Raw genomic sequence first — 26,990 nt, forward strand, 5'->3', positions numbered from 1 at the left:
ACCATAGCAAGTCGGTCCCACCCCTTCCCATCCCGAACAGGACCGTGAAACGACTTTGCGCCGATGATAGTGCTGCAACCAGTGTGAAAGTAGGTTATCGTCAGGCTAGTTATATGAAAAACCCCGCGGAGTGATCTCTGCGGGGTTTTTTGCTTTGGGCGCGCGTTATCTCATCAAGCATGCGCTCTCACTATTCCACGGAATTGGGTGAACGATGCCAGTGGCATCGTTCACGCCTTCGCCGGAGCGACGGTTTTGCGGGTAACGCAGGGAACCAGTGCGGCATCCCTTCACCACTAACCCCTGAACCGTCGCACCGGCGAAGGCCGGTGCCTAATTTGACTTCGACTTTGAAGGTGGCGCGCAATTCATGCCGCCGCTACGTGGATGAGATGCGCCGCGCGCACGGTCGTTGATCCCACAGTCGACGCGCTTTTGCATTGAAATCATTCCTCCTCGGACTACACTGAAGCAGGTGCGCCGTCATCGGAGGTGCCATGGATGCTCGAAACCTGTTCGCAGTGCGGCGTGTCGCGGTCGTACTGCTGTTGGCCGCAGGATTAGGAGGATGCGCGGTATATGGGCCGCCATATGCCTACGATTTCTACCCCGCTTACGGCTACCCCGCCTATGGCTACCCGACTTACGTCGGACCGCCGGTGACCTTCGACCTGGGATTCGGCTACTACGGCGGCCACCGCCACCATCATCACCATGGCGGACATCACGGCTGGCGTTCCCACAAGGGCTGGTCCGGACACGGCGGCGGGCATCACCGTGGTGGCTGGGGACATGGCCGAGGCCGCGGCAGGCACTGAGCAGACGCAGGCGCATAGTTGCCGAACATCATCTTCACCGATCCCAAGCGCGGGCACACTTCTCCGGTAACCAACCACCGGAGAAACGCATGACCGACACCACCGAATCGAGCGGCCTGGGTGACAAGCTGGCCGGCCCGCTGAATGCCATCATCGACAAGAAGCGCGCGGAATTGCTTCCCCTGCTGGCCGGCGGCGCCGGACAAGCGACCCAGGCCGCCCTGCGCAACGACGAATGCGTGCGCAAGGTCGCCACCTTCTGTTATCCCTTGCTGCCCGGACTGGTGCGGCTCGCCGTCAAGGAGCCGGTCTTCGTCAACTTCGTGATGAACAACCGGGAAAAAGTGCTCGGTAGACTGAGCCAGCAAGCTGCATAGCAAACCCGTTCGCGCAGCCTATTGCGTCGTGACGGGCTGCGCCGCTTCCTTCGCCTTCACCTGCCCGCGGCTGATGCTATCGCCATCGTTGCGGCGCAGGCGCCAGAAGATCACCGACGACAGCAAGGTCATCACGGCAAGCGTTGCGAAGCCGTGATGCAGCGCCTCCGACACCGCTACCCGATCATCCTGCGCCACCGGCCCCAAGTACCAGGCCGTCACGATCGACCCCGCCGCCAGGCCGAAGCTCATCGACAATTGCTGGAAGGAGCTCGACATCGTGCTGGCCATGCTCGAGTCCTGCGACTCGATGTCCGCATAGGCCAGCGTGTTCATGCTCGAGAACTGCAGGGAATTGAAGAAGCCCTGCGCCAGGCTGATCGCCACGATCACGTAGAAGGGCGTGCCCGGTCCCACCAGCGAAAACATCAGGATGGTCAGCCCGATGCAGACCGTGTTCACGGTCAGGATCTGGCGATAGCCGAAACGTGCCAGCAGCCTGGGCGCGAACATCTTCATGCCCATCGCCGCCGCGGCCGACGGCATCATCAAGAGGCCCGACTGCCAGGCCGGCAGGCCCAGCCCGAGCTGGTAGAGCAGCGGCAGCAGGAAGGGCAGGCCGCCCACGCCGAGGCGGGTGAAGAAACCGCCCGCCACCGAGATACGGAAGGTGCGCACCTTGAACAGCGACAGGCGCAGCAGCGGATACTTGATGCGGAAGGCGTGCCAGACATAGCTCCCCAGCAAAGCCAGCGACAGCGCCAGCATCAGCGCCGCCGTCATGGCGTCGAGCGTGTGCTCGCCGAACACTTCCAGCAGCCAGGACAGGATCGCCGTGCCGCTGCTGAACAGGATCAGGCCGAGCACGTCGAGCGGGCGCTTCTCGTGGCCCTGATAATCCGGCATGTGCTTCCAGACCAGGTATAGCGCGATCAGGCCCACCGGCACGTTGACGAAGAAGATCACGCGCCAGGACGTCCAGTGCACGATCAGCCCGCCCACCGTCGGCCCCAGCAGCGGCCCGATCAGCGCCGGGATGATTACGAAGTTCATCGCCCCCAGCAATTCGCTTTTGGGGAAAGTGCGCACGATGGCCAGCCGCCCGACCGGCATCATCATCGCCCCGCCCAGGCCCTGCAGCAGGCGCGCGGCCGTCATCATGTGGGCGTCGACCGAGAGGCCGCACAGCACCGACGCGATGGTGAAGATGGAAATGGCGGTGAAGAACACGCGCCGGGTGCCGAAGCGGTCCGCCATCCAGCCGCTGAGTGGGATGCCGACCGCGAGGCCGAGGATGTAGCTGGTGACCACCGACTTCAGGCTCAGCGGCGTGACCTGCAGGCTGGCCGCGATGCTGGGAATGGCGGTGTTGACGATCGTGGCGTCGAGCTGCTCCATGAACAGGGCAGTCGCGACGAGCCACGGCAGGTAGCGCTTGATCGTGGTGCTGGAATCGAGCAATCGGGCCTCATGCAGGGGGCGGGCCGGGCTGCCCGCCGAAGCCCGATTGTGTCATGAATCGCTACGACGCCACGCCCCGCAGGAAAGGATCAGAAGCGGTAGGCCGCCTTGGCGACGAACCAGTTCGCACCGCCGTTCGGGCTCTTGATGCTGGCGTTCGAGTAGTGCTGGAACTTGAGGCTGTAGTCCCACTTGGCGGTGGTGTAGCCGACGCCGATATGGTCGCCGAACTGGAAGGCGGTGGACAGTTCCTTGTCCTCGTTCTTGTACAGCTTGGAGAACAGGTTGACGCCGATGCCGATCTCGCCGTACAGGCCGAGCTTGCTGTCGTTCTGGTAGCGCAGCACCGGGGTGAAGCCGATGACGGCGATGTTCTTCTTGCGGCCAGGGACGTTCTGGTAGGCGCTCAGGCGCCACAGGGCCAGGTTGGTTTCCCAGTAGCCGGACAGGTGGCGGCCGTTGGAGGCGAACCAGCGGCTGTCCCAGTCTTTCTGGGCGGCGACGCGCACCATGCGCTGCTCGGCGCCGGTGCCGAACTCGATCGACGCCGAATCCACCCAGCCATTGCTCTGGGCGTGGGCAGCCTGGCCGAACAGCGCGGCCGTCATGGCGGCGGCAAAGCCAGCGATTTTCTTGGTAGTGATCATGATCTGCTTTCTTAACAGGATCGAAATATTGTGCAACGCACTAATTGTACTAGCGTGAACAATCTTTCGCTGAGCACCACCATGCGGTGCGCGACAGGTATCATAGACGCCCCTCAGAACGCATTCCCACATCTTTCGATCAGCATGACCGAACCGACCAGCACTCCCCTGTACCCGCTCGCCGCGCCGACCCAGCAGCAGCTCACGCCCGCCGTCCTGCCGCACGACCCCGTCGCGGAGCACATTGCCACCCATCTCGGCCGCATCGACACCGTGTTCCACGACACGGTTGCCGACCCGGTCCAGGTCGACATCCACGTGGTGCCGGCCAACGAGCGTTTTCCCTTCCTGCGCCTGGTGACCTCGGGCATGAGCAGCCGTCCGATGACCGTGCCGGAAGGCGCGCCGCCCTTCGGCGAGCTGATGATGGCCTTGCCGGCCGACTGGAAGCTGGACGAGCAGTCGGTGCAGGACGAGCGCTGGTACTGGCCGGTCGCGCTGCTGCGCCACTTGGCGCACTATCCGCACCAGCACGCCACCTGGCTGGGCCTGGGCCACACGGTGCCGAACGGCGCCCCGGCCAAGCCCTATGCGAAGGGCGTCGAATTCACCGGCGCCATCCTGTTGCCGCCGGCCTCGGCGCCGGAGGCCTTCGCCGCGCTCGAACATGACGGCAAGGATATTTACTTCCACTGTGTGGTGCCGCTCTACGAGGCCGAAATGCAACTGGTACGCCGCAAGGGCTTCCCGGCACTGCTCGACGGCTTCAACGACAAGGGCGTGACCGACCTCGTGGTCCCCGGTCGCAAGAACACCGTCAAGAAGTTCCTCGGACTGTTCTGATGCAGATCATCGCCTTCCTCGGTATCGGCCTGATGGGAAGGCCGATGGCGGCGCGTCTTGCGCAAGCAGGTTTTGCCGTGCGCGCGTGGAACCGGACTTTCGCGAAGGCCGAGCTGCTGCGCGGCACGGGCGCGGAACCGGTGGCCGACCTGGCGCAGGCGGTGCGGGGTGCGCAGGTGGTGATCTCGATCCTCGAGGCGGGGCCGGTCGTGGCGCAGGTGATGGAGGCCGCGCTACCGGCGCTCGACCCTGGGGCGATCTGGATCGACATGAGCTCGACGCGGCATGACGAGGCGCTCGGGTTTCATGCGGCCTTGCAGGCGCAGGGCTGCCGCTTCATCGATGCGCCCGTGTCGGGCGGCGTCGGCGGAGCGGAAAGCGGGACGCTGGCCATCATGGCGGGCGCCGATGCGGCCGATTTTGACCAGGTGGTAAAAATCCTGGAAGCCATGGGCACGCCGCAGCGGGTCGGACCGGTGGGGAGCGGGCAGGTGGCCAAGCTGTGCAACCAGCTGATCGTCGGCGCCACGCTGAACGTGGTGGCGGAAGCGCTGCTGCTGGCCCAGGCGGCGGGAGCGGACCCGGCCGCGGTGCGCGAGGCGATCCGTGGTGGGTTTGCCGGCAGCCGGATCCTCGAGGTGCATGGGCAGCGCATGCTCGAGCGGAATTTCGTGCCGGGTGGGCAGGTCAAGAGTCAGTTAAAAGATCTGCGCAATGTACTGGCGGCGGCGCAGGCGGCTGGGTTGAGCTTGCCGGTGACGGAGCTGGTGACACGGCAGTATGCGTCGATCGAGCAGAGGCTGCCGACGGCCGATCACGCCGCGGCATTGCTCGCGCTCGAGCAGATGAATCCTGGACTCAGGCTGGGCGATCGGGAAGACCGGCTTCCGTAGGGTGGCCTGGACCGCCCACCCTACGCAAATCAAGCCGCAGGCAGGCTCATCTCCACGAGTTTCACCCAGAAACTCGCCCCGATCGGCAGCAAGTTATCGTTGAAGTCATAACTCGTGTTATGCAACTGGCACGGCCCCAGCCCATGCCCGCCGGCGCGGTGCGCGCCTTCGCCATTGCCGATGAACACATAGCACCCCGGCTTCTCCTGCAGCATGAAGGCGAAATCCTCCGCCCCCATGGTCGGCTCGGTGTTCGTATTCACCCGCTCCGCTCCCACCACCGCGCGCATCGCCTCGACCGCGAACGCCGTCTGCTCCGGATGATTGATGAGCGGCGGGTAATTGCGCTTGAACGTGAAATCGACCGAGGCATTGAAGGCCGCCGCGACACCCGAAGCGATCTCTTCCATGCGCCGCTGGATCAGGTCCAGCACGCCGGTCGAGAAGGTGCGCACGGTCCCGATCAATTCCGCCTCGTCGGGAATCACATTGGTCGCGCTTCCCGCATGGATCTGCGTGATCGACAGCACCGCCGATTCCAGAGGGTTCTTTTCGCGCGAGACGATGGTCTGCCAGGCTTGCGCGATCTGCACCGCCACCATCACCGGATCGATGCCGCGGTGCGGTTGCGCCGCATGCGCGCCCTTGCCGCGCACGACCACGCGGAACTCGTTACTGGAGGCCATCATCGGCCCCGGCACGACGCCGAAGTTCCCTTCCGGGATGCCCGGCCAATTGTGCATGCCGTAGACGGCTTCCATCGGAAACTGTTCGAACAGGCCGTCCTGCATCATGCGCCGCGCGCCGCCGCCGCCTTCTTCGGCGGGCTGGAAGATCAGGTAGACGGTGCCGTCGAAGTTGCGATGTTGCGCAAGGTGATGCGCCGCCCCGAGCAGCATGGCGGTGTGCCCGTCATGGCCGCAGGCGTGCATCTTGCCCGCATGGCGCGATGCATGGGCGAAGCCATTGATTTCTTGCATGGGCAGCGCGTCCATGTCGGCGCGCAGGCCGATCGCGCGGTTCGAGCTGCCGTTCTTCACGATGCCGACCACGCCGGTCACGCCCAGGCCGCGCACCACCGGGATGCCCCATTCGGTCAGGCGCGCCGCCACCACATCGGCGGTGCGCACTTCCTCGTAGCACAGTTCCGGATGCGCATGCAGGTCGCGCCGGATGGTTTGCAGTTCCGATTGAAAGGCGAGGATAGGTTCCACGAGCTTCATCTGTCTCTCCTTTTTTGTCATGCTTGCATTGCAGGCTTTGTACCATTGTAGCCCGCATCAAACAGGTGATGAAAGAGGGGGGTACGGACCTCGCGGGAATCGTATAAAGTATTGGTTTCACGAAGTTTTTCTCGCCCATTCCCGCCTCATGTCAGTCACACAAGTCCGCGCCGCCTGCCCCCACGATTGCCCCGATACCTGCGCCATCCTCGTCACCGTCGACAATGGCGTGGCCACGGAGGTGAAGGGCGATCCGGAGCATCCGACGACCGCCGGCGTGCTGTGCACCAAGGTGTCGCGCTATGTGGAGCGCACCTATCACCCGGACCGCGTGCTGTATCCGATGCGCCGCGTGGGCCGCAAGGGCGAGGGCAAGTTCGAGCGCATCACCTGGGCTGAGGCGATCGACGAAATCGCAGCACGTCTTGGCGACATCGCAGCACGCGACCCGCAAGCCATCCTCCCCTACAGCTACGCCGGCACGATGGGCCTGGTGCAGGGCGACTCGATGTCTCTGCGCTTCTTTAACAAGATCGGCGCATCGCTGCTCGACCGTACCATCTGCGCCACAGCCGGCGCCACCGGCTACAAGTACACCATCGGTGGTTCGATCGGCACCGACATCGAACAGTTCCAGAACGCGAAGCTGATCCTGATCTGGGGCGGCAATCCGATCGCCTCCAACCTGCACCTGTGGATGCGCGTGCAGGAAGCGAAACGTCGCGGCGCGAAGCTGATCGCGATCGACCCGTACCGCTCGCTGACGGCCGAAAAGTGCCACCAGCACATTGCGCTGCTGCCCGGGACGGACGCCGCGCTGGCGCTGGGCATGATGCACGTCCTGATCAACGAGGACCTGATCGACCACGACTATGTCGAACAATACACCCTCGGCTACGAGGAACTGAAGGCCCGCGCCCTCGAGTGGACCCCGGAACGCACCGCGCAAACCTGCGGCATCTCCGCTGAAGAAGTGATCGAGCTGGCGCGCCTCTACGGCCAGACCGCGAAGGCGGGCGAGGGCGCCGCGATCCGCGTCAACTACGGCCTGCAGCGCGTGCGCGGCGGCGGCATGGCGGTGCGTAACATCACCTGCCTGCCCGCCCTGGTCGGCGCCTGGCGCCAGGCTGCCGGCGGCGTGCAGCTGTCGACCTCCGGCTCCTTCCCGACCGACCGCGCCGCCCTGCAGCGCCCGGACCTGCTGGACGGCCGCCTGCCGCGCACCATCAACATGACCACCATTGGCGACGACCTGCTCAAGGAAGCCTCGCCCGAATTCGGCCCGAAGATCGAAGCCGTCATCGTCTACAACGCCAACCCGCTCGCCATCGCCCCGGATTCCGCGAAAGTGCAAAAGGGCTTCGAGCGCGAAGACCTGTTCACCGTGGTCCTGGAGCACTTCCACACCGACAGTGCCGACTACGCCGACATCCTGCTGCCGGCTACCACCCAGCTCGAACACGTCGATGCCCATCTTGCCTACGGCCACCTGTACATGATGGCGAATAACGCTGCCATCGCCCCGATCGGCGAAGCGAAGCCGAACACCGAATTCTTCCGCCTGCTGGCCACGCGCATGGGGTTCACCGACCCCTGCTTCCAGGAGAGCGACGACCAGCTGGCCGCCCAGGCTTTCGACAAGCGCAACGAACGCGCCATCCACTTCGACTGGGACTCGCTCAAGCAGAAGGGCTGGCAAAAACTGAACATGCCCGAGGCGCCGTTCGCCGAGGGCGGCTTCCCGACCCCGTCGGGCAAGTGCGAATTCTATTCGAGCAGCATGGCGCGCGACGGGCTCGACCCCGTCCCGGCCTATATCCCGCCGTACGAATCCGTCGCCTCCAATCCGGAGCTGGCGCGGAAGTACCCGCTGGCGATGATCTCGCCACCGGCAAGGAACTTCCTCAACTCAACCTTTGTCAATGTACAGAGCCTACGCGCAACCGAGGGCGAGCCGCACCTCGACATCCACCCGAACGACGCCGCCCGCCGCGGCATCGCTCACGGGGACATGGCGCGCGTCTATAACGACCGCGGCTCATTCGTTGCCCGTGCACGCGTCACCGACAAGGCGCGCGAAGGGCTGGTGGTGGGCTTGTCGATCTGGTGGAAGAAACTTTCCAGCGATGGCAAGAACGCCAACGAAGTGACCAGCCAGCGATTGACCGACATGGGCAGGGCGCCTACCTTCTACGACACCCTGGTGCAGGTTGAAAAATCTGCCCCTCCAACGCGAGATGAAACCCTCTAGATTTTCCCAGGCATTCAAGCCTTTGATGGCCGCCGCAGCCGCGGCCCTGATGTTGTCAAGCTGCTCATCCCTCTCCTACTACTCCCAGGCCGCACAAGGCCAGCTCGAATTGCTGACGGATTCCCGTCCGATCGACGACTGGCTGGCCGACCCCGCCACCAATAGCACCCTGCGCCACCGCCTGGAGGCGGCGCGCCAGATCCGCCGCTACGCGATCCAGGACCTGAAGCTCCCCGACAACGGCAGCTACACCAACTTCACCAACATCAAGCGCCCCTACGTGCTGTGGAACGTGGTCGCCACGCCCGAGCTGTCGCTGAAACCCATGCAATGGTGCTTCCCGGTGGCCGGCTGCGTGAACTACCGCGGCTACTACAGCAAGCAGGACGCGCAGGCTTATGCCAAGGAATTGCGCAAGCAGGGCCACGACGTCGAAGTGGGCGGCGTGAGCGCCTACTCCACGCTGGGCTGGTTCAGCGATCCGCTGGTGTCGACCTTCATCAACTACCCGGATGCGGAACTGGCGCGCCTGATCTTCCACGAGCTGGCGCACCAGGTCGTGTACGTGCCGGGCGATTCGAAGTTCAACGAATCCTTCGCCACCGCGGTCGAGCAGGCCGGCGTGGAAGGGTGGCTGGAACGCTTCGGCAACCCGGCAATGTCGGAAGCCTTCGACCGCTACAGCGCGCGCAAGAAGGACTTCATGGCGCTGCTGGTACGCTACCGCGGCGAGCTGGAGAAGAACTACGCCAGCGAACGCAGCACGAACGACAAGCGCGCCACCAAGACCCGCCTCTTCATTGCGCTGAAGGACGACTACCAGGTGCTGAAGGCGAACTGGGGCGGTTATTCCGGCTACGACCGCTTCTTCGCCGAGCCGCTGTCGAACGCCCACCTGGCCTCGATCGCCACCTACAATGACTTCGTGCCGGCCTTCCGCGCCCTGCTGCAGAAGGAGCGCAGCTGGCCCGCTTTCTACAAGGCGGTGAACCGGATCGCCAAGCTCGACAAGGCCGACCGCCATCGCGTCCTGCAGAAGCTCGCGGCCCCGGCGCCGACCGCGCCGCTCGTGGTGCAGCGCACCATGGGCGATGGAAACGTTATGGGCAGATAAGGTCTTGTAGAGGACACGTTCCAATCGACTTAAAAGATCTTGCGCGCATTGTCGCTGCCCGATAGCATCACATCAGGCGATGGCAAAGGCGCAAGCTTCGCGCGCGCACGTACTGACGGACCACAACGATAACCTTTCGAGACAAAAGGGCCCCCGATGGACAAGATCTGGCTGAAGTCGTACCCCCCGAACGTTCCTGCTGAAATCAATCCGGACCAGTACGGCTCCCTGGTGCACCTGCTGGAAGAATCGTTCAGCAAGTACGCCGACCGCAGCGCCTATGTGTGCATGGACAAGCACCTGACGTACGGCGAGCTGGATGCGCACTCGAAGAAGCTGGCGGCCTGGCTGCAAAGCCGCGGCATGCAGCCGGGCGCGCGCGTGGCCATCATGATGCCGAACGTGCTGCAGTACCCGATCGCGATCGCGGCGGTGCTGCGCGCCGGCTACACCGTGGTCAACGTGAATCCGCTGTACACGCCGCGCGAACTGGAACACCAGATCACCGACTCGGGCAGCGAGGCCATCATCGTGCTCGAGAACTTCGCGCACACCGTGCAGCAGGTAATGGGCAAGACCCCGCTCAAGCACGTGGTGGTGGCGAGCATGGGCGAGATGCTGGGCGGCGCCAAGGGCATGCTGGTGAACTTCGTGGTCCGCACCGTCAAGAAGATGGTGCCCGAGTTCTCGCTGCCGAGCATGGTGCGCTTCAAGGACGCGCTGGCGCAAGGCGCGCGCATGCCGTTCACCAAGGTGACGCTGAAGTCTTCCGACGTCGCCTTCCTGCAGTACACCGGCGGCACCACCGGCGTGTCGAAAGGCGCGACGCTGACGCACCGCAACGTGATCGCCAACGTGCTGCAAAGCGAGGAGTGGTCGAAGCCGGCGATGGGCGATGTGGGCAATGGCGAGCAGACCGTGATCGTGTGTGCGCTGCCGCTGTACCACATCTTCGCGCTGACGGCCTGCGCGATGTGGGGCATGCGCACCGGCGCCCTGAACGTCCTGATCGTGAATCCGCGCGACATCCCGGGCTTCATCAAGGAGCTGGGCAAGTACAGGATCAACATGCTGCCGGCGGTGAACACGCTGTACAACGCGCTGGTGAACCACCCGGACTTCGCGAGCCTGGACTTCTCCGGCCTGAAGGTGTCGAACGGCGGCGGCATGGCGGTGCAGAAGGCCGTCAACGACAAGTGGAAGCAGGTGACCGGCACCAGCATCATCGAGGGCTACGGCCTGTCCGAGACCTCGCCGGTGGCCACCTGCAACCGCGCCGACATCAAGGACTTCAGCGGCACCATCGGCCTGCCGGTGCCGTCGACCGACATCGCGATCCTGGACGATGCGGGCAAACCGATGGCGATCGGCGAGATCGGCGAGATCGCGATCCGCGGCCCGCAGGTGATGGCGGGCTACTGGAACCGCCCGGACGAAACGGCCAAGGTCATGACGGCGGACGGCTTCTTCAAGTCGGGCGACGTCGGCGTCATGGACGAACACGGCTACGTGAAGATCGTCGACCGCAAGAAGGACATGATCCTGGTCTCTGGCTTCAACGTCTACCCGAACGAGCTGGAAGGCGTGATCGCCGGCCACCCGGGTGTGCTGGAATGCGCCGTGATCGGCGTGCCGGACGAGCATTCCGGCGAAGCGGTGAAGGTGTTCGTGGTGCGCAAGGACCCGAACCTGACCGCCGAACAGCTGATGGACTACTGCAAGCAGCAGTTCACCGGCTACAAGAAACCGAAGTACATCGAGTTCCGCGACGAACTGCCGAAGACCAACGTCGGCAAGATCCTGCGGCGCGCGTTGAGGGACGAGAAGCAGCCGGCGACGACCGCGTAAGCGCATATCGAGCGCATGCAGCAGCTGGCTGCCGGAAGCCGCCCGTGTCCCGGGCGGCTTCGCGTTTTAATGGACATAGCATCAATTCAGAAGGTGAGGCACGGATGGACAAGTTTTGGCTCAAGTCGTATGAGAGTGGCGTACCCGCAGAGATCGATCCGACCCAGTACCGCTCCCTGACGCATCTGCTCGAGGAAGCGTTCCGCAAGTACGCCGACCGCGACGCCTACGCGTGCATGGGCAAGACCCTCAGCTTCGCCGAACTGGACAAGCTCTCGGCGCGCATGGCGGCCTGGCTGCAAGCCAGGGGCCTGCAGCCGGGCGCGCGCGTGGCCATCATGCTGCCGAACGTGCTGCAGTACCCGGTCGCGATGGCGGCGGTGCTGCGCGCCGGCTACGTCATCGTCAACGTCAATCCGCTGTACACCCCGCGCGAGCTGCAGCACCAGCTGGTCGATTCCGGCGCCGAAGCCATCGTGGTGCTCGAGAACTTCGCGCATACGCTCGAGCAGGTGCTCGACAAGACGCAGGTGAAGCACGTGGTGGTGGCGACCATGGGCGACCTGCTGGGCGGCCTGAAGGGCGCCATCGTCAACCTGGTGGTGCGCAAGGTCAAGAAGCTGGTGCCGGCCTTCTCGCTGCCGTCCGCGATCGGCTTCAAGCGCATGCTGTCGGAAGCCGGCGGCTTGAGCCTGAAACCGGTCGCCATCGGCCACGACGACATCGCCTTCCTGCAGTACACCGGCGGCACCACCGGCGTGTCGAAAGGCGCGGTGCTGCTGCACAAGCACGTGATCGCCAACGTGCTCCAGAACGAAGCCTGGTTCGGCCCGACCCTGAGCAAGATGCCGGCCGGCCAGCAGGCGCAGTTCGTGTGCGCGCTGCCGCTGTACCACATCTATGCGCTGACCGTGTGCGCCCTGCTGGGCCTGCGCGTGGGCGGCATGAACCTCCTGATCCCGAACCCGCGCGACATCCCGGGCTTCATCAAGGAACTGAAAAGCTACCGCATCAACATCTTCCCGGCCGTGAACACGCTGTATAACGGCCTGGTGAACAACGCCGAATTCGCGCAGCTCGACTTCTCGGGCATGCTGGTGTGCCCGGGCGGCGGCATGGCGGTGCAGAAGGCCGTGGCCGACAAGTGGCTCCAGATTACCGGCACCCCGATCGTGGAAGGCTACGGCCTGTCCGAGACCTCTCCCGTGGTCACCGCCAACCGCTGCGACATCACCGACTTCACCGGCACCATCGGCCTGCCGCTGCCTTCGACCGAGATCCGCATCCTCGACGAAGCCGGCAATGAGGTCCCGTTCGGCACCGCCGGCGAGATCGGCGTGCGCGGCCCGCAGGTCATGGCCGGCTACTGGCAGCGCGACGACGAAACCGCCAAGGTCATGACCGCGGACGGTTTCTTCAAGACCGGCGACATCGGCATCATGGACGCGCAGGGCTATACCCGCATCGTCGACCGCAAGAAGGACATGATCCTGGTGTCGGGCTTCAATGTGTACCCGAACGAGATCGAAGGCGTGGTGGCGGCGTATCCGGGCGTGCTGGAAGTGGCTTGCGTGGGCGTGCCGGACAAGAACTCGGGCGAGGCGGTGAAGCTTTACATCGTGAAGAAGGATGCGTCGCTGACCTCCGAGCAGCTGATGGCCTACTGCAAGGAGCAGCTCACGGGGTACAAGCGGCCGAAGTACATCGAGTTCCGCGAGACGCTGCCGAAGACGAATGTGGGCAAGATTCTGCGGCGCGAGCTGCGGGATGAAAAACAGCCGGCGTAGGTTCACGCAAACTGGGATCCCGGCCTGGGCCGGGATGACGGTTTTGAGGCAAACGCAGAGAACCGATTCCGTGGTCCGCTAACTTGGCACGTCGTCCCGGCGAAGGCCGGGACCCAAGTTCGCACCAAAGCCTCTAGCTTATTCGTACCGCGCCAGGCACGCCTTCATCAACACGAAACGACGCCAACTCCGCAATCCCCGACTTTGCCTCCCGCACATCATCCACCCCCATGAAGTGCGTCACCGTCCTCTTCGCCGTCACCTCCAGCAGCATATAACCCCGCTTGTCACTGCGCCCATACTGCATGTGCGGATTCTTCTCCACATGCTCGAGCGTCTGCTGCTGCGGCCGTGAACTCGACGTCACCGACGTCCCCACGAACTCCGCCGCCACCACCGGATTCTGCTTCGACACCGGCTTCGAGAAATCCGGCCTGAGCGACGTCGCATAGAAGGTGTGCACATCGCCCCCCAGCACCAGCGGATTGTGCGCCCCCTGCCGCACGATGGTGTCGAGCAGCCGCTTGCGCGCCGCCGGATAGCCATCCCAGCCATCGGTCCAGAAGCGCCCGTCGCCGGGTTGGATGACCGGCACGCTGCTCGACTGCGCCATCAAGGTCTGCTGCGCCAGGATGTTCCAGGTCGCGCGCGAGGTGGCCAGGCCCGACTCCAGCCACGCTTCCTGCTCGGCCCCCAGCATGGTGCGGCGCGGATCGGATAGCGCTTCGCAGGCGCGCGCGAACACCGCGTTCGAGCCGCCGCGGTTGGCCGCCTTGGCGCAGGCTTGCGGCGAGCGGTACTGGCGATCATCGAGCACGTGCAAGCGCGCCAGGCGCCCCCAGTCGTAGCGCTGGAACAGCGGCACTTGACTGAAGCCGTCGCGCCGGACGTGCGGCAGGCGCAGCGGCATGTGTTCGTAGAAGGCCTGGTAGGCGGCGGCGCGGCGGGCGGCGAAGTCCGCGGCCATGCGTTCGTCGCGTAGGCCGGCATAGTCGTTGGCCACCTCGTGGTCGTCCCAGGTCACGATCCACGGCGCCGCATGATGCGCGGCCTGCAGGTGCGGGTCGCTCTTGTACTGGGCGTAGCGGCGGCGGTAGTCGCCGAGGGTGAAGGACTCGTCGCTGCGCACCACCTTCGACGGATGCTTCAGGTGATACGGCCCCCACTCGTGATAACCGCGAATGCCGGGGGTATGGACGCGGCAGGAAGCCTAGTATCTAAAGGGTTTATCGGAAAGCTCGAGTGTCCATAGGTAGGGGCTCGAAAAGGGACGTTTTTCGGGAACAGTGTCCATACGTCCCGCTTTGTAGTGAGGAACGTATTGCCCTATCCTCTTCATGAGTCTGCACCTATCGGCAATCAGATCGACAAACTTGCGGATACGCTCAGTAACGTCAAACTGCTACCGGTAAGCAGGACCGTTCGACGATACTGTCGCTGCACGGCTGTCAGCCAGATCAACAATACCGGGTATCGACGGGAGGTGTCCGGCTTGATGGAGAACCCCATCCCATGTCGTCAATTTCGCATGAACCCTGTTGGTCAAGGCTTTAGCAATTGCCAGAGTTCTGTGCCGAGGATCGACGCAAGCCGCTCTGCACTGTCGAACGAAACATTACTCACGCATCGTTCTACTTGGCTAACGTATGTCCTGTGGAACCCTGCAAGTTCCCCAAGCCGCTCTTGTGACAATCCTTTTTCTAAACGCAAATTTCGCAAATTTTTCGCAAAAATCTCTCGGGCATTGCCTGTGGTCGGTGGTGAGCTCATAGAGCACAGGATGCGTACATTCCAGGCAGAAATCCACAGCATAAAAATCTACCGTATATATTTCTACCGGGTTTACATCTCGCTAGAGCGAGCGTACACTTACGAGAAGCGATCGGGACCGACTTGAGTTACAGCAAAGGCAGAGGAACGCACTTGATTCGATCAGAGTATTAAAATTGTGGAGAGGCAATAATGTTTCAGGTAGTTGAACCTTCGAGTCGTATTGACAATGCTAGAGCAGGCCTCCTTATTGGACAACTCAGGCAAACTCAATATTCGACTATCGAAGTCAATTCATGCGAACCAATAATTCACGTCGGTATATTATTTAAGTCGCGAGCAAAATCCGAATCAATTTTTAGACGGTATTTATGCACGTGCGTTTCGGCCGTTCTTGACCTGATCCATCAAGAGGATGTTATAGATGCTCAAATTTTTTCACAATTCTATTCATTTGGTGAGCCGCAGTATGTGTTGCATCAAGTAATAGAAATCTTCGAGGGTTATGATAGCGATGAGTATCAGCTGCTTTTAATAAAAAATTCTAACGGCGAGCTCTATTGTGATGGATTAACACAAGAGGCGGTCAGTAGCGATTACAGGCTAAGATCATTATGGAGGAAATGAAAAATCGGTGTTGGGGGCGGCAGCGCAGCAAAATAAGAGACTGAGAAAGATTGCATCTCAGAGGAAATGCGAACCACATGATGGGTGGTCGCAAGGGCGCCCAGGTAACAACAAATGCTATATATAGATGAGTGAGGAAAGGATCTGCCTGTGGCCGAAAATCTTGAATCCGACTATGCAAAGGTGCCATTTGATTTCCCTAAGCCTATCTGTCCCGGCGCAGTTCCAGGGGGACAGCCGAAATTTTTAGTGACGAGTTATCAAGGAAAATTTTATTCCCCAGGATGTACTCCTCCTGAACTGTACGAGCGATGGAAAATTTGCGAAGAAATTGTCCAAGAGCTAACGATCAAGTCACGTGAATCTAAAGCCGGTAAGCGCTCACATATGGGCGAGGTAGCGATACTTGAGCAATACCTTAAACGCTTGATACAGACGGATTGGACATCTGAGGCTGAAGCGAGATGGATCATCCGACGAGTGGCTCTTACTTTAGAATGGCCTGTGCCTTAATAAATTTTGCTAACTCTAATCACTGAATTCCATCCTTCAATTACCGGATGAAAGCTATGGGCATGCGGTGGCGTAAGAGAGTACTCTACTGGCATATATATAAAAATCGCGCTTCCGGTTGGCTACTAACCGAACAGGTAAAATCTAGTTATATTAATGGCTGGCGTGCAATCGAATCGGAATTAATGCCTTTGTTCGGAAATGATTTTTCTGCCGCATGGCACTGGCTCAATACCCCGGCGAGTGCACTCAACAATAGCCGACCTATCGACTTAGTTACAGCAGCCCATATCGAAACTGTTCGAGACCACCTTATAAGGCTGGAATACGGGGTTTACACTTAATTGAGTCCGCAAGCAGAATTGCACCCTTGCTTTAAAAGGAACGCAAGCAAAGGTGCTTTGAATATGGAAGAATCAATGATCGTGCCATCGAGTGAAGACGAGGACATGAAGGTATTGAACTTGACGATTCACGTGCCGCGGCACCTTCCGGTAAGCGTTGTGGAATCGCTGGAAGAAGGAATGGAAAAAGCAGTCCAGATCATCGCTAGAAGTAATTTTTTCCAGGATCTAGTCGACTCCGCGGATAAGGTAGCGCGATTAATTGTCACCCAAGTTCGTCCGGCCGGCTACCTGCTGGAGGACCGCGTTGCTCGGATGGCTACAGTAAAAGAAGTGTTCAAGGAAGGCGACTGGCTGACAGCGGAAGATATCAACAAGCTGCAGAAAAAGCCTCCCGCGAGAAAGTCACTTCCTGCAAGCGATTGGAAGCGCCGAGGGCGAATCTTCAGCGTCTCATACGATGGAAAAGCATACTATCCTCGTTATCAATTTGACGCGATGTATCAACCTCTGCAAGTCATCAGCGAAATTTTGAAGGCTTATGGCGAATGTGTGGATACTTGGTCACTGGCGACCTGGTTCCACTTTCCTAACGGTTGGATCGTGAAGGAAATTGGTAACTTGGCCATGCCAGTTGCTCCTAAAGATGCGCTTGAACGGTCCGGTGACGTCATCAAAGCCGCTCGCAACCAAAAAGGTACTTACGTTGCGTAGGTTTGCATCCTGCCGTTGAAATTTAATGAGTGGGCATGCTGGTGCAAGTTTTGCAGCCGGGCGGGAGAAGAACGTCTCGCGCCCCACGGTAGTGGGATCAAGAATTTGGCCGCTGACTCCGGGCTGCTGCAGCTTGAGCCGCGTCTGATCAAGAGCGCTAAGACGGCAAAGCCGCGAAGCCATTGCGAAAGTCGTGCCCAAACGGACGCCAATTTGCGAGTCAGTGCGAGTAGGATTGTACGCTGCGCTTCTCCGGCACCTGCAGCCGATTCTGAGATCACAGTTTTGTTCTACCGCGACCTTCTGGCCGATCGCAGAGGCGTGAGCCTAAAATGCCCGACACGTAGGGCTATTAGCTGCAATTACTGCCACGCCTGGCTTGACGGCGGAAACACCGCAAGCGGAACAAGCCAGTAACCGTAGACGAACGTTTCGACGTCGGCCGTGCGGAAAGCCAACAAATCTTGAGGGCGAAAGGACTACTCAAATGGCTAGTGTGGGAAGCTTAGCTCGGGTCGTTGTCTTGGGGTGGCATGCAATCGACGCGCCATTTGGCGTGATTTAGTGCTTCACTGAGAAGCATTTGTTCATTGTCGATCGGTCGATCCTCGCATCGCTTCAAGTTGCCACCATCGATGGTGTAGCTCCAAGTAAATTGGCCTCGCTTTACCTCGCTCACGATGATGTCAATCCTGCGTCCTTTGTACACTTCGTTATGTCTCATCATTTTCACGGAATTATTAAAATCATACTTTAGCACAAAGAAGCGAAACAAGATTACACATTGAGCACTTGTGCGAACTACAGATTAAGAACCACAGGATAACGGTAGAAATGGCACATGGGCGCCGCACGTGGGAGCCTAAACCAGTTCGTTCCATGCACGCGCCAGCGTAGCCAGTCTTCACAGCAGTTCAGACACTGTCTACTGTTTTAACTCAAGTGGACCATGCACACTGTTGCTTAATGACTTCAGTTTCTCACTCAATGGAACCTCACGAATCCCTGGAGGTCAGCATAAGGATGTAGCAGAACTTACGCTTCTCAGTAATACCCTGGCTTCTTCGGTTCAGGAGCATCTAGAATCAGATCCGAAACCGATATCAAAGGATCAAGCCAGTTAGCTTTTGCGTGTGCCCAGCTCAGCCATTCCTCATCGTCTTGGGTCAGCGAGCTTTCAGCTACTTTGCGTTGCTCGAAGGCTTTTAGAAATTCACGAATTCGCTCAGCACGCTCCCAATTTAGAGCCTGTGTTTCCATTTCTTGAAAGCGTGAAGCCTCTAACTGACGCCTTTTTATTGATCGCTCATAGTTCTCTTTAGCGATTTGACGATCTTGCTCTTTTTGCAAGTCATCCATTTTTTTAGCATAGGTCTCCTTTGCTAGAGCTAAAATGCCAGCCACAACCTCGCTGAGCCGCTCCTCTAGCAGTGTCTTTGGAGTGTCACGCCAAGTCCTAGAAGGCCAACTACCAATTGTAACGACAAGTACGCCTGTAGCATGGTAGTCGTATTGTGGAATACTCGGGTACTCGGTCGAGATCCCTCTACGAAAACGGTCGAAATACCTCTTCTGCGCAGCTTCTTCAGCTTCAGTAGCCACATGGACACTGCGTTTGACTTGTTCAGTAAGAGAGAACGTTAGCTCGATCCCTGTGGATTCCTGTCGCAGCTTTGTGACGGCATTTTCAGGCTCTATAAAAGCTAAGAAACCATGAACGGTTAACGCGGAAAGTAGCGTATTCGTAATGCCCAACGCCCGGTCAAGGCATTGGAAAGTTGACGAAATGTTCAGAATTTCTTTAGGTGCGCTCCTTAAATTGGTATCCGTCGGCCAGCCGCTTTTACGGTGAAGTTTTGTCGATGCTGCCTGTACAAGCGGATGTAGTTGAAAAGGACCGCAGATTAAACCTTGGTCCGCTGATTCTTTTCGAAGCTTAACAAGTTCGTCGCGTACCTCGCTCTGGAATTTTAATTGCTCATCTGATAATTTAAGCATTTTTCTGGTTTTTAGTTGAGCTCCGGTTAGTGATGGCAGAGGTACCCGTTTCATGACTCGGCCTGCTTTTACCTTACTCCAGTAGCCTCTGCTAGGCAGTGGAATCGCAAGAGAGCGGCAAATTTTCGCCAAGCCAACATCTGAGAGGCCATATCGAAACGCAACCAACGTAACAGGTTCGCTCCAGACCTCTTCATAAAGAGTTTCACGGTCCACTTGAGCTACTTCATGATTGATCATAACAAGCTCCCATTTTAGTGCCCGAGCAACTAATATTTTGCCACGTAGCTAGACGCTTAGAGATCCTATGAAGGACATGGTTGAACTTAAAAAAATTTGTCGAAACGGCAATTCGACCTGGGCACTGGCAAAGGCTAACCGGCCGAGGCCAGCTAACCGGACTAGACCACCAAGATTTAAACCATTTAGTAAAAGCTCCATCACTTTTCGTAGCACCGCTGCTGAAACATGAGCAAGCAAACGGGCATTAGCTTTGCTGACCCATTCTGTTTGGCCTTGGATAATCCGATTTGGCTCTGCTTGGGGAGTTTCGTAAACTAGGCCACGAGTGCCGAATCGACGAGTGCGATAGGCGCAATGTTCATTTTTGATTGCATTGACCAAAAGGTGTCGGCTCCCCAATTTTCTTGCCACGTGAGAGAGGTGCACGTATCCGATGATATCACTTGCAAAACTTATAGTAATTTTCATGACAAGTACTTCAAATAAGAAATTTAGAATAAAAACTCTAGTGATGATAATTGATTCCTTTTGGCAATATGGAAAGGCTTTAATCTGGGCCAGCGACACGTCTTGATAATCCGCAACGGGTATCTAGTGTGCTGACCGCGAAGTTGATTGAACGCGAGTAACGGCAGGGCCTCAGTCAAGCTGCAGACCTGCATCGCGCGAGACAGTAGATTCATTGACAACAGATTTCGTTGTAAAAAACATAGCGACGATGTATTCTGGAAACCTTACTTCCAGTTAATTTGACCCTGCCTTTGGTATGGTTATGTAACGTAATGACGTCGAAACGATGAATGAACTTCTAACCGAAGCCGCTCGAGTAATTTCACAGTGGCTGGAAACGAAACTCCCTAGCTTGGGACCACAGTGGTGGGCTGATAACGTGGTCAACAGGCTCACTTTTCAGCAACAGCGCCTGATCGACGAACGCGCGGTCGATTCGTTCGCCGGGCTGGATCTGGCAGCTCTACTTAGGGTGCTCGACCAGAACTGGAATGAGCTCGCGCCAATAGAACGCCTTCCACGGGAAGCGAGGAGTTGGGTGAAGGAACTGCAAAGTGTGCGGAACCGATGGGCGCACGCACCCTCAGGAGGGCTCAGCCCCAGCGATGCTTATCGTGACGCCGACACGTTAGAGCGACTGCTCAAGGTAATAGACAGTGATGATGCATTGCTGCAACACATTGCCACCTATAAGGACGCAGCGCTGGGCAAGATTGCCCCCTCACCTAGGGCGCCCGACGCCCCGAAGCTACAGGTGTCCTCTACCGTGAGTTCCGAGATCGTTTCCACGAACGTTCAGCAATGCCCCGCGCAAAAATTCGCAATCGGCGAGTTGTTGTGCTTACGTTCCAACCCTGACGTCCTCGTTCCTGTACTCGAAGTGTTATCAGGCTTGGGCACCGAAACACGCTATCGCGTGTTTGAAAACGGTGCACGCCAGGTCTACTACGAGAGCCAATTAAAGAGCCTCGACGCACCAGTCGATCATCGCAAACACCTGACAGCGGTCGAATTGTCAGCGATGCTGAGTGCTGTGCAGCTGTCGTCTCCCTCTGCATCGACCCTGTATTCGCTTAACTCTGGTAGGGTTCGCTTCGTCCCCTATCAATACCGCCCGATATTCAAGCTGATTCGCGCAGATCGTCCGAGACTTCTAATTGCCGATGAGGTCGGCGTGGGCAAGACGATCGAGGCAGGTCTCATCCTCAAGGAATTGCAAGCCCGTAGCGACATCAAGTCAGTCCTGATCATCTGTCCCAAGGCGCTGGTGTCGGAGCGCAAGTGGGAGCTTGAAATGAAGAGGTTCGACGAGCACTTTACGCCGATGAACGGTGCGCTGCTGCGGCATTGCATTAAAGAGGCGCATCTGAACGGCGAATGGCCTAGCCAATACGAGAAAGCCATCCTGCCAACCTCTCTCTTCGATAACGACCTGTTGTTCGGGAAGCCAGGCAAGGGCCGTGCTCGTGAACCAAGCTTGTTGGAGCTCGACCCGCCACCAAAATTCGATCTGGTCATCGTCGACGAAGCGCACCACATCAGGAACAGTGAAACCTATCTGCATCAGGCGGTACGCTATTTTGCTGACAATGCAGAAGCGGTCGTCTTTCTATCGGCAACGCCCGTCCAGCTGGGACGTGAAGACTTGTACACCTTGCTTAATGCGCTGCGACCAGACCTCATCATTGACTCCGCGAGCTTCGCTCAAATGGCCGAACCCAACAGCTTCATCAACGCCGGCATTCAGGCCTGTCGACGGGGCGAACCAGGCTGGGCTGAGGCAGTACGAGCAGAGCTTCGTCACGTCGCCGCGACACCATGGGGCCGCGAGGTATTGGCGGCTAACCCCGGCTTTCAGCACATCTACGATGGCCTGCAAGAGGAGGACGACGACGGCACAGCACGCATCCGGACCATTCAAGCCCTGGAAGACCTCTACACGTTCAGCGCACTGATCAACCGAACTCGCCGTCGTGACATCGGTGAATTTACGACGCGAAAAGCGGAGACGGTTCCAACGAATTTCACGCCGGACCAACAGGCCCTGCACGACGACCTGCTCGGTGTCATCGCCCGCATCCTTGCGCGACTACATGGCAACCAGAACGTTAAGTTCATGATGACGACAGTCAGCCGGCAAGCCGCCAGCAGCTTGTATGGTCTAGCGCCGACGCTGGAGGATATGTTGACGGGTAAGCTGTCCCGTCTAGAGGCAGAAGATGGCAGTGACGATACCGTCGACTACGCGCTCGCTTTTGTGGATAGCATTCGGAGCGATATCGAAGGACTAATCGAGCGCGCGCGAAACCTAGACCCGGCTGATCCGAAGGCGGACGCCTTCATGCGGATCGTAAAAGAAAAGCTGGTTATGCCTCGTAACAAGATCCTCGTGTTCAGCACGTTCAGGCATAGTCTGCGCTATCTCGCCAGCAAACTCTCCACTACGGAGATCCGCTTTGGCTTAGTCCATGGGGACATTCCGGACGAAGAACGGGCGGCGCTGCGCAAGCGCTTTTCTTTGCCGAAAGATAACCCTGACGCCATCGACCTGCTCCTGTCCTCCGAGGTCGGCTGCGAAGGTCTGGACTTCCAGTTCTGCGATTGCCTGATTAATTTCGATTTACCTTGGAACCCGATGCGCATCGAGCAGCGTATCGGCCGTATCGACCGCTATGGGCAGCAGTCTGAAGCCGTCGCAATCTTCAACCTGATCACCCCCGGGACCATTGACGCCCAAATTTATGACCGTTGCTTGTCTCGTATTGGTGTCTTTCAACATGCCATTGGCGGCAACGAGGAAATTCTGGGCGAAATTGGTCGTGAGATGCGAAGCATAGTCGAGAGCTTCACACTGAACGACGAGGAGCGTAGCAAGCGACTTCAGCAGCTGACAGACAATAAGATCAGGCAAGTCGAAGAAGAGCAGCGCCTCGAAGAGCGACAAGGCGAGCTGTTTGGCCTGAATCTGGCGGCCGCGACCTGGGAGCAACGGTTGGCACAGTCCCGCAGCTATTGGCTGGAGCCGCACGCTTTGTCCAGTGCTGTTTCCCTCTACTTGCGCCAGCGCTTGGAAAAGGAACAAGAGTATTTGTTGGGCGATAAAGCGTTAAAAACGCTACGCCTAAGCCAGGAGGCGAGAGCAACCTTGCTCGAAGACTACCGAAAACTACCACGCTCTACCGACTCAATGTACAGAGCCTGGGAGCGGTGGTTAAAGGGGAGCTCGCCAACGTTGCAAGTAACGTTTGAACAGGAGTGCGCGGTAGACAACGCTGGCGCAGTATTAATCTCGCTCGGCCACCCATTGCTTCGTCAGGCCGCAGCCTACTTGCAAATCGGCGAAAGCGTGGCGGTTCGCTTGCGCGCCAACCATGACACATTGCCAGTTGGGACGCATCCGTTTGCGCTCTACCGGTGGGCCAAGCAAGGCGTCAAGCAAGACGATGCGTTGGTCCCGGTCATCGGCGATAGCGCTTTATCGGCCCACTTGCTGGAGTTATTGCAGTCGGCTGAGGACGCCCCGACCCTAGACCTGCCGTCCCAACACGTCTGGGATGAGCTCGATGCTGTCCATCACCATCAATGGCTTGCAGAGACGACAAAGCATGCGGAAGAGAACCGCCAACTCGTGGGCGCCCGTGTTCAAAGCCTGACTGCAAGCTTCAGTGCCCGTCAGGCGCTTCTCCAACAGCAGATAGCGGAAGCTACAGACGACAGAATCAGGCGGATGAGGCAATCCGAACTGGAACGTGCCCAAGTCGACCTTGAACGAAGAACTATCGACCTACGTCGTGCCGCCGAGAGCGGTGACATCCACGCCACGCCCGTGGTGTTCGGCATCTTAGAGATAGCGAGGCTCGCATGAGTGTCATCCATACAATCGCAGCCCAGCGGCAGAAGTTGCTCGATGGACTAGACGCTAACGAAGGCGACATCAACCTGCGCATCTTCGAAGACTTTTACCCGGACGAAGCCCACTTCATTTATGAACTGCTGCAGAATGCCGAGGATGCGGGCGCCACGGACGCCAGTTTCGAACTCTTCGACGATGCATGTGTTTTCCAGCACAACGGTAGCCGGCACTTCAACGAACGAGACATTCGCGGCATTACCGGCATCTTCAACAGCAGTAAAAAAGACAATTCCGACAAAATCGGAAAATTCGGGGTCGGGTTCAAATCCGTGTTCGTTTACACCGACTCGCCAGTCGTCTATTCGCGAGACTATAGTTTCCAGATTGTGAAACTGGTGCTTCCCAAAGAACTCCCCGCTAAGCCCGGACTTGGTGACAAAACACGCTTCGAGTTTCCCTTTAACAATCCAAAAAAAAGTGCATCGGAAGCCTTCGCCGAGGTCAAAGCCGGACTAGAACAACTGTCGGAGACGACACTACTGTTTTTGAACAACCTGCGTTACATCAGCTGGACAATTGGACTTAAAAAAGGAGAAATCATGCGCGAGGAGCACTCCGCCGCGCATGTCGAAGTCTTGAAATCGGTTGAAGGCGAAGACGTCCACAGTTCCCACTGGCTGCGTTTCGCAGAACAGATTGATACGTCGCAACCAATTACTGGCGCGGTCGACGGCATTGAGAAACAAAAGGTGGCAGTCGCCTATGAACTCGCATTGCTGAGCGACGTTAAACATTTTGACCCGCAGCTCGCCTTTTCTAAGCAATTCAAGATCGTCCCCGCTGTTCGGGGCAAGGTGTCAGTCTTCTTTCCTGCGGAAAAGGAAACCTCAGGCCTCCGTTTTCACTTGCACGGTCCGTTCATACCGGAACTGAGTCGCGCAAGCATTAAGAACTGTCCAGAGAATGTGCCGCTCTTTGATCAGTTGGCCGCGCTGTCTGCTAGTTCGCTTCATGCAATCAAAAAACTTGGGTTGCTGACTGGTGAGTTTCTCGCGGTTTTACCGAATAATGACGACCAGCTTCCGGAGCGTTACGTCAATATCCGCAAGGCCATCCTTGCCGAGATGCGTACAACACCATTGGTGCCCACTAATACAGGCCGTTACGCGCCTGCACAGCGTTTGTATCAAGCGCGCGCAGCGCTCAAAGCGCTGATCTCCGGACCCGACTTGGCTTTTGTAACAGGGCGAATTGATGAGCCAGGATGGGCGATCGGTGCTACCCAGAGGAACAGCAATCAAGATCGTTTCCTTGCGAGCTTGAACATTGCGAGTTGGGACGCGGATGACCTGAAAGCATTTCTCGAAGCCCGTGCGAGCGATGAAGCATGGGACAATGACGAACCTGACCCCGAGGTAGTCGCGTGGCTGAAAGGGAAACCGGCAGAATGGTTTCAAGCGCTCTATGCGGCTCTTCTGCGCCATTGTGAAGACCATGGCGATTACGGCAACCTCGACGAAGTTTTATTTGTTAAGCTCGTTTCAGGTGAACTAGGAATCGCCAAAGAAGCATATTTTCAGGCGAGCGCTCACGACGGTACTGATCCCTTGCCGAAAGTGGACAACACTGTTTTCACTGTCGGAACCAAGAAATCGCAGCAGGAAGATGCAAAACGGTTTCTCGAAAAGTTAGGCGTTCGGGTGCCGAACGAAACCGATCAAATACATCTTCTTCTCCAAGCCCGCTATCGAGAAGAGAGTGAGGTGCCAGACGACGATGTCTACCTTGCTGACCTAAAGCGGATGATTTCGTTTTTAGAAAAAAATCCGGATGCATACGGGACGTTTTCTAGATATTACCTTTTTAAGGTGGATGCGCCAGAGTTCGACTGGGGTATGGCTGAGCATGTTTATATAGATGAACCTTTCGCATCTACTGGTCTAAAGTGTTTGCATGAATTGCAGAAGGACCAGGACAAGCGCCGCTGGCCTTTAAACCTCTGGTACGCCAGTTGCGGCATCCCGCTCGACAAAATAGTGAAATTTGCGGAAAAGGTCGGATGCCAGGTCAGCCTAAAAGAAATTTATGTTCGGACATCATGCTTCAAGAACCCACAGTGGCCCTACCTGAGAACTGCACCTGGAGGAAGACAGGGCAATAGCATTAACCGAGATTTTCTTCTGACGGCGGAAGCATGGTCCTTACTAGGTGCAAAACGTCTTGATACCGCTCTGTTATTCTGGAACGTTCTTCGTAAGGCTGATTTCCTGCAGCCCTCCATCTGGCGTGCTTGCTATCAAGTAACCGAAAAGGGCGGGCCACTCTATGCGCCTTCGCAGTTGATATGTCAGCTTCAAAGCTATGCTTGGGTGCCGCAAACCGACGGCAGCTTCGTCAAGCCGAGTGAAGCCTCTCTTGCAAATCTGCCAAGAGGTTTCTACGTGGACCCGAACGCTAAATGGCTGGAAGCTATCGGATTCGGCGCGGCTGAAAAGAAGCGCATCACTGAGAATACACAGAGAGCCGCACAACGGGACGAACTTGGGTTCAAATCAGAGGAAGAGTTACGCCGCGCTCAAGAATTCGTGAAGCTTTCGGAAGAGCAGCAGCGGCGGATACTTGAGGAGATAGCGCAGCGTCAGCATGAACCCGTCGAGCTTCCAGAACGTGCTGTGCGCAACCTCGCACTGCGCCAGCAGCGCGTCGGTGACGAAGCCCGAAAAACGCCAGAGAAAGAGGCAGAGATACGTCCACGGGCTGTGCAAGTCGGCGTTGCCGAGACAAAAATACAGGCTAAATTGTACCTTGCTGACCAGTACACCAATGGCAACGGCGAAATGATATGCCAGGCTTGCAAGGACGAGCTTCCTTTCAAGTTGCTCAACGGCGCCTATTATTTTGAAGCTGTGGAGGTCGTGGCGGATTCGCGTAAGCGCTTTCGGGAAGCTTTTTTGGCATTGTGTCCCAATCACGCCGCGGCTTATCAGTATGCGAACGCGCAGAAGCACTCCATGCTTGAGCTGCTTGAAACAGCAAATGGCAGTGAAATTGAAGTATGTTTAGGTGGTATTGAAACGACAATCTACTTTACGCAAGCCCATCTTGCCGATATCTGTGCGTGTTTCGAAGCGGATGTAGAGGAAGCCTAGAAACTAA

18 protein-coding genes and 1 rRNA gene are annotated in these 26,990 nt (G+C 58.3%); 12 read left to right on the plus strand and 7 right to left on the minus strand.

Translation table 11 applies throughout. From position 1 onward, the window contains the following. Positions 1 to 106 (plus strand): 5S ribosomal RNA (rrf, locus tag LQ564_RS00005); the annotation flags it as partial. 801 nt (positions 107 to 907) lie between these two features. After that, a complete protein-coding gene (locus LQ564_RS00010) occupies positions 908 to 1,195 on the plus strand; it encodes a hypothetical protein (RefSeq protein ID WP_231056045.1) in 288 nt (95 codons plus the stop codon). A gap of 18 nt (positions 1,196 to 1,213) precedes the next feature. On the opposite strand, the gene LQ564_RS00015 is transcribed toward LQ564_RS00010, so the two are convergent. Together LQ564_RS00015 and LQ564_RS00020 are read right to left on the minus strand one after the other, a co-directional pair. Next, positions 1,214 to 2,656: a DHA2 family efflux MFS transporter permease subunit gene (locus tag LQ564_RS00015; protein ID WP_269143378.1), complete on the minus strand. Its 1,443-nt coding sequence runs from the start codon at positions 2,654 to 2,656 to the stop codon at positions 1,214 to 1,216. An 89-nt stretch (positions 2,657 to 2,745) separates the two neighbouring features. Beyond that, positions 2,746 to 3,303 (minus strand): acyloxyacyl hydrolase, encoded by a 558-nt coding sequence (locus LQ564_RS00020; RefSeq protein WP_231056046.1) that lies wholly within the window; start codon positions 3,301 to 3,303, stop codon positions 2,746 to 2,748. Positions 3,304 to 3,447: 144 nt separating this feature from the next. Here LQ564_RS00020 and LQ564_RS00025 point away from each other — a divergent pair, with 144 nt between their 5' ends. Together LQ564_RS00025 and LQ564_RS00030 are read left to right on the plus strand one after the other, a co-directional pair. Continuing rightward, positions 3,448 to 4,146, plus strand: coding sequence for a suppressor of fused domain protein (locus tag LQ564_RS00025; RefSeq protein WP_231056047.1), 699 nt, complete (start codon positions 3,448 to 3,450; stop codon positions 4,144 to 4,146). Then, the gene (locus tag LQ564_RS00030) at positions 4,146 to 5,039 is read left to right on the plus strand and encodes an NAD(P)-dependent oxidoreductase (RefSeq protein ID WP_231056048.1); all 894 of its coding nucleotides are present in this window, start codon (positions 4,146 to 4,148) and stop codon (positions 5,037 to 5,039) included. The genes LQ564_RS00025 and LQ564_RS00030 overlap by 1 nt, the downstream gene beginning before the upstream one ends. A gap of 29 nt (positions 5,040 to 5,068) precedes the next feature. Here LQ564_RS00030 and LQ564_RS00035 read toward each other — a convergent pair whose 3' ends face one another. Then, entirely contained in the window at positions 5,069 to 6,262 is a 1,194-nt protein-coding gene (locus LQ564_RS00035) for a M20 aminoacylase family protein (RefSeq protein WP_231056049.1), read from the minus strand. Positions 6,263 to 6,410: 148 nt separating this feature from the next. On the opposite strand from LQ564_RS00035, the gene LQ564_RS00040 reads away from it, so the two are divergent. From LQ564_RS00040 to LQ564_RS00055, 4 genes are all read left to right on the plus strand, one after another. Further along, positions 6,411 to 8,513, plus strand: coding sequence for a molybdopterin-containing oxidoreductase family protein (locus LQ564_RS00040; protein WP_231056050.1), 2,103 nt, complete (start codon positions 6,411 to 6,413; stop codon positions 8,511 to 8,513). Positions 8,514 to 8,538: 25 nt separating this feature from the next. Next, entirely contained in the window at positions 8,539 to 9,627 is a 1,089-nt protein-coding gene (locus LQ564_RS00045) for an aminopeptidase (RefSeq protein WP_231056051.1), read from the plus strand. A gap of 156 nt (positions 9,628 to 9,783) precedes the next feature. Continuing rightward, positions 9,784 to 11,475 carry a long-chain fatty acid--CoA ligase gene (locus tag LQ564_RS00050; protein ID WP_231056052.1) on the plus strand — a complete coding sequence of 564 codons (1,692 nt, stop codon included), beginning with the start codon at positions 9,784 to 9,786 and terminating at the stop codon, positions 11,473 to 11,475. Positions 11,476 to 11,579: 104 nt separating this feature from the next. Continuing rightward, positions 11,580 to 13,262, plus strand: a complete 1,683-nt coding sequence (locus LQ564_RS00055; protein WP_231056053.1) for a long-chain-fatty-acid--CoA ligase — start codon at positions 11,580 to 11,582, stop codon at positions 13,260 to 13,262. 133 nt (positions 13,263 to 13,395) lie between these two features. Here LQ564_RS00055 and LQ564_RS00060 read toward each other — a convergent pair whose 3' ends face one another. Together LQ564_RS00060 and LQ564_RS00065 are read right to left on the minus strand one after the other, a co-directional pair. Next, complete coding sequence (locus LQ564_RS00060; protein WP_371873392.1) at positions 13,396 to 14,391, minus strand: alkaline phosphatase D family protein; 996 nt, start codon at positions 14,389 to 14,391, stop codon at positions 13,396 to 13,398. A gap of 413 nt (positions 14,392 to 14,804) precedes the next feature. Beyond that, the gene (locus tag LQ564_RS00065; protein WP_307729908.1) at positions 14,805 to 15,074 is read right to left on the minus strand and encodes a helix-turn-helix domain-containing protein; all 270 of its coding nucleotides are present in this window, start codon (positions 15,072 to 15,074) and stop codon (positions 14,805 to 14,807) included. A gap of 1,283 nt (positions 15,075 to 16,357) precedes the next feature. Between LQ564_RS00065 and LQ564_RS25985 the strand changes: the two genes are divergently transcribed. Beyond that, positions 16,358 to 16,516 (plus strand): antitoxin Xre/MbcA/ParS toxin-binding domain-containing protein, encoded by a 159-nt coding sequence (locus LQ564_RS25985; protein WP_371873430.1) that lies wholly within the window; start codon positions 16,358 to 16,360, stop codon positions 16,514 to 16,516. Positions 16,517 to 16,579: 63 nt separating this feature from the next. After that, complete coding sequence (locus tag LQ564_RS00070; protein WP_231056054.1) at positions 16,580 to 17,230, plus strand: hypothetical protein; 651 nt, start codon at positions 16,580 to 16,582, stop codon at positions 17,228 to 17,230. 1,044 nt (positions 17,231 to 18,274) lie between these two features. Here the strand turns inward: LQ564_RS00070 and LQ564_RS00075 are convergent. Next, positions 18,275 to 19,468 carry a hypothetical protein gene (locus LQ564_RS00075; RefSeq protein WP_231056055.1) on the minus strand — a complete coding sequence of 398 codons (1,194 nt, stop codon included), beginning with the start codon at positions 19,466 to 19,468 and terminating at the stop codon, positions 18,275 to 18,277. Between the two features lie 48 nt (positions 19,469 to 19,516). Further along, positions 19,517 to 20,038, minus strand: coding sequence for a hypothetical protein (locus tag LQ564_RS00080; protein ID WP_231056056.1), 522 nt, complete (start codon positions 20,036 to 20,038; stop codon positions 19,517 to 19,519). Positions 20,039 to 20,267: 229 nt separating this feature from the next. Here LQ564_RS00080 and LQ564_RS00085 point away from each other — a divergent pair, with 229 nt between their 5' ends. Together LQ564_RS00085 and LQ564_RS00090 are read left to right on the plus strand one after the other, a co-directional pair. Continuing rightward, positions 20,268 to 23,846 (plus strand): DEAD/DEAH box helicase, encoded by a 3,579-nt coding sequence (locus tag LQ564_RS00085; protein WP_231056057.1) that lies wholly within the window; start codon positions 20,268 to 20,270, stop codon positions 23,844 to 23,846. After that, positions 23,843 to 26,983 (plus strand): sacsin N-terminal ATP-binding-like domain-containing protein, encoded by a 3,141-nt coding sequence (locus LQ564_RS00090; RefSeq protein WP_231056058.1) that lies wholly within the window; start codon positions 23,843 to 23,845, stop codon positions 26,981 to 26,983. The genes LQ564_RS00085 and LQ564_RS00090 overlap by 4 nt, the downstream gene beginning before the upstream one ends. The last annotated feature ends 7 nt before the right edge of the window (positions 26,984 to 26,990 follow it).

Source organism: Massilia phyllostachyos (genome assembly GCF_021044825.1).
In the GTDB taxonomy this organism is placed as follows: Bacteria; Pseudomonadota; Gammaproteobacteria; order Burkholderiales; family Burkholderiaceae_D; genus Telluria; species Telluria phyllostachyos.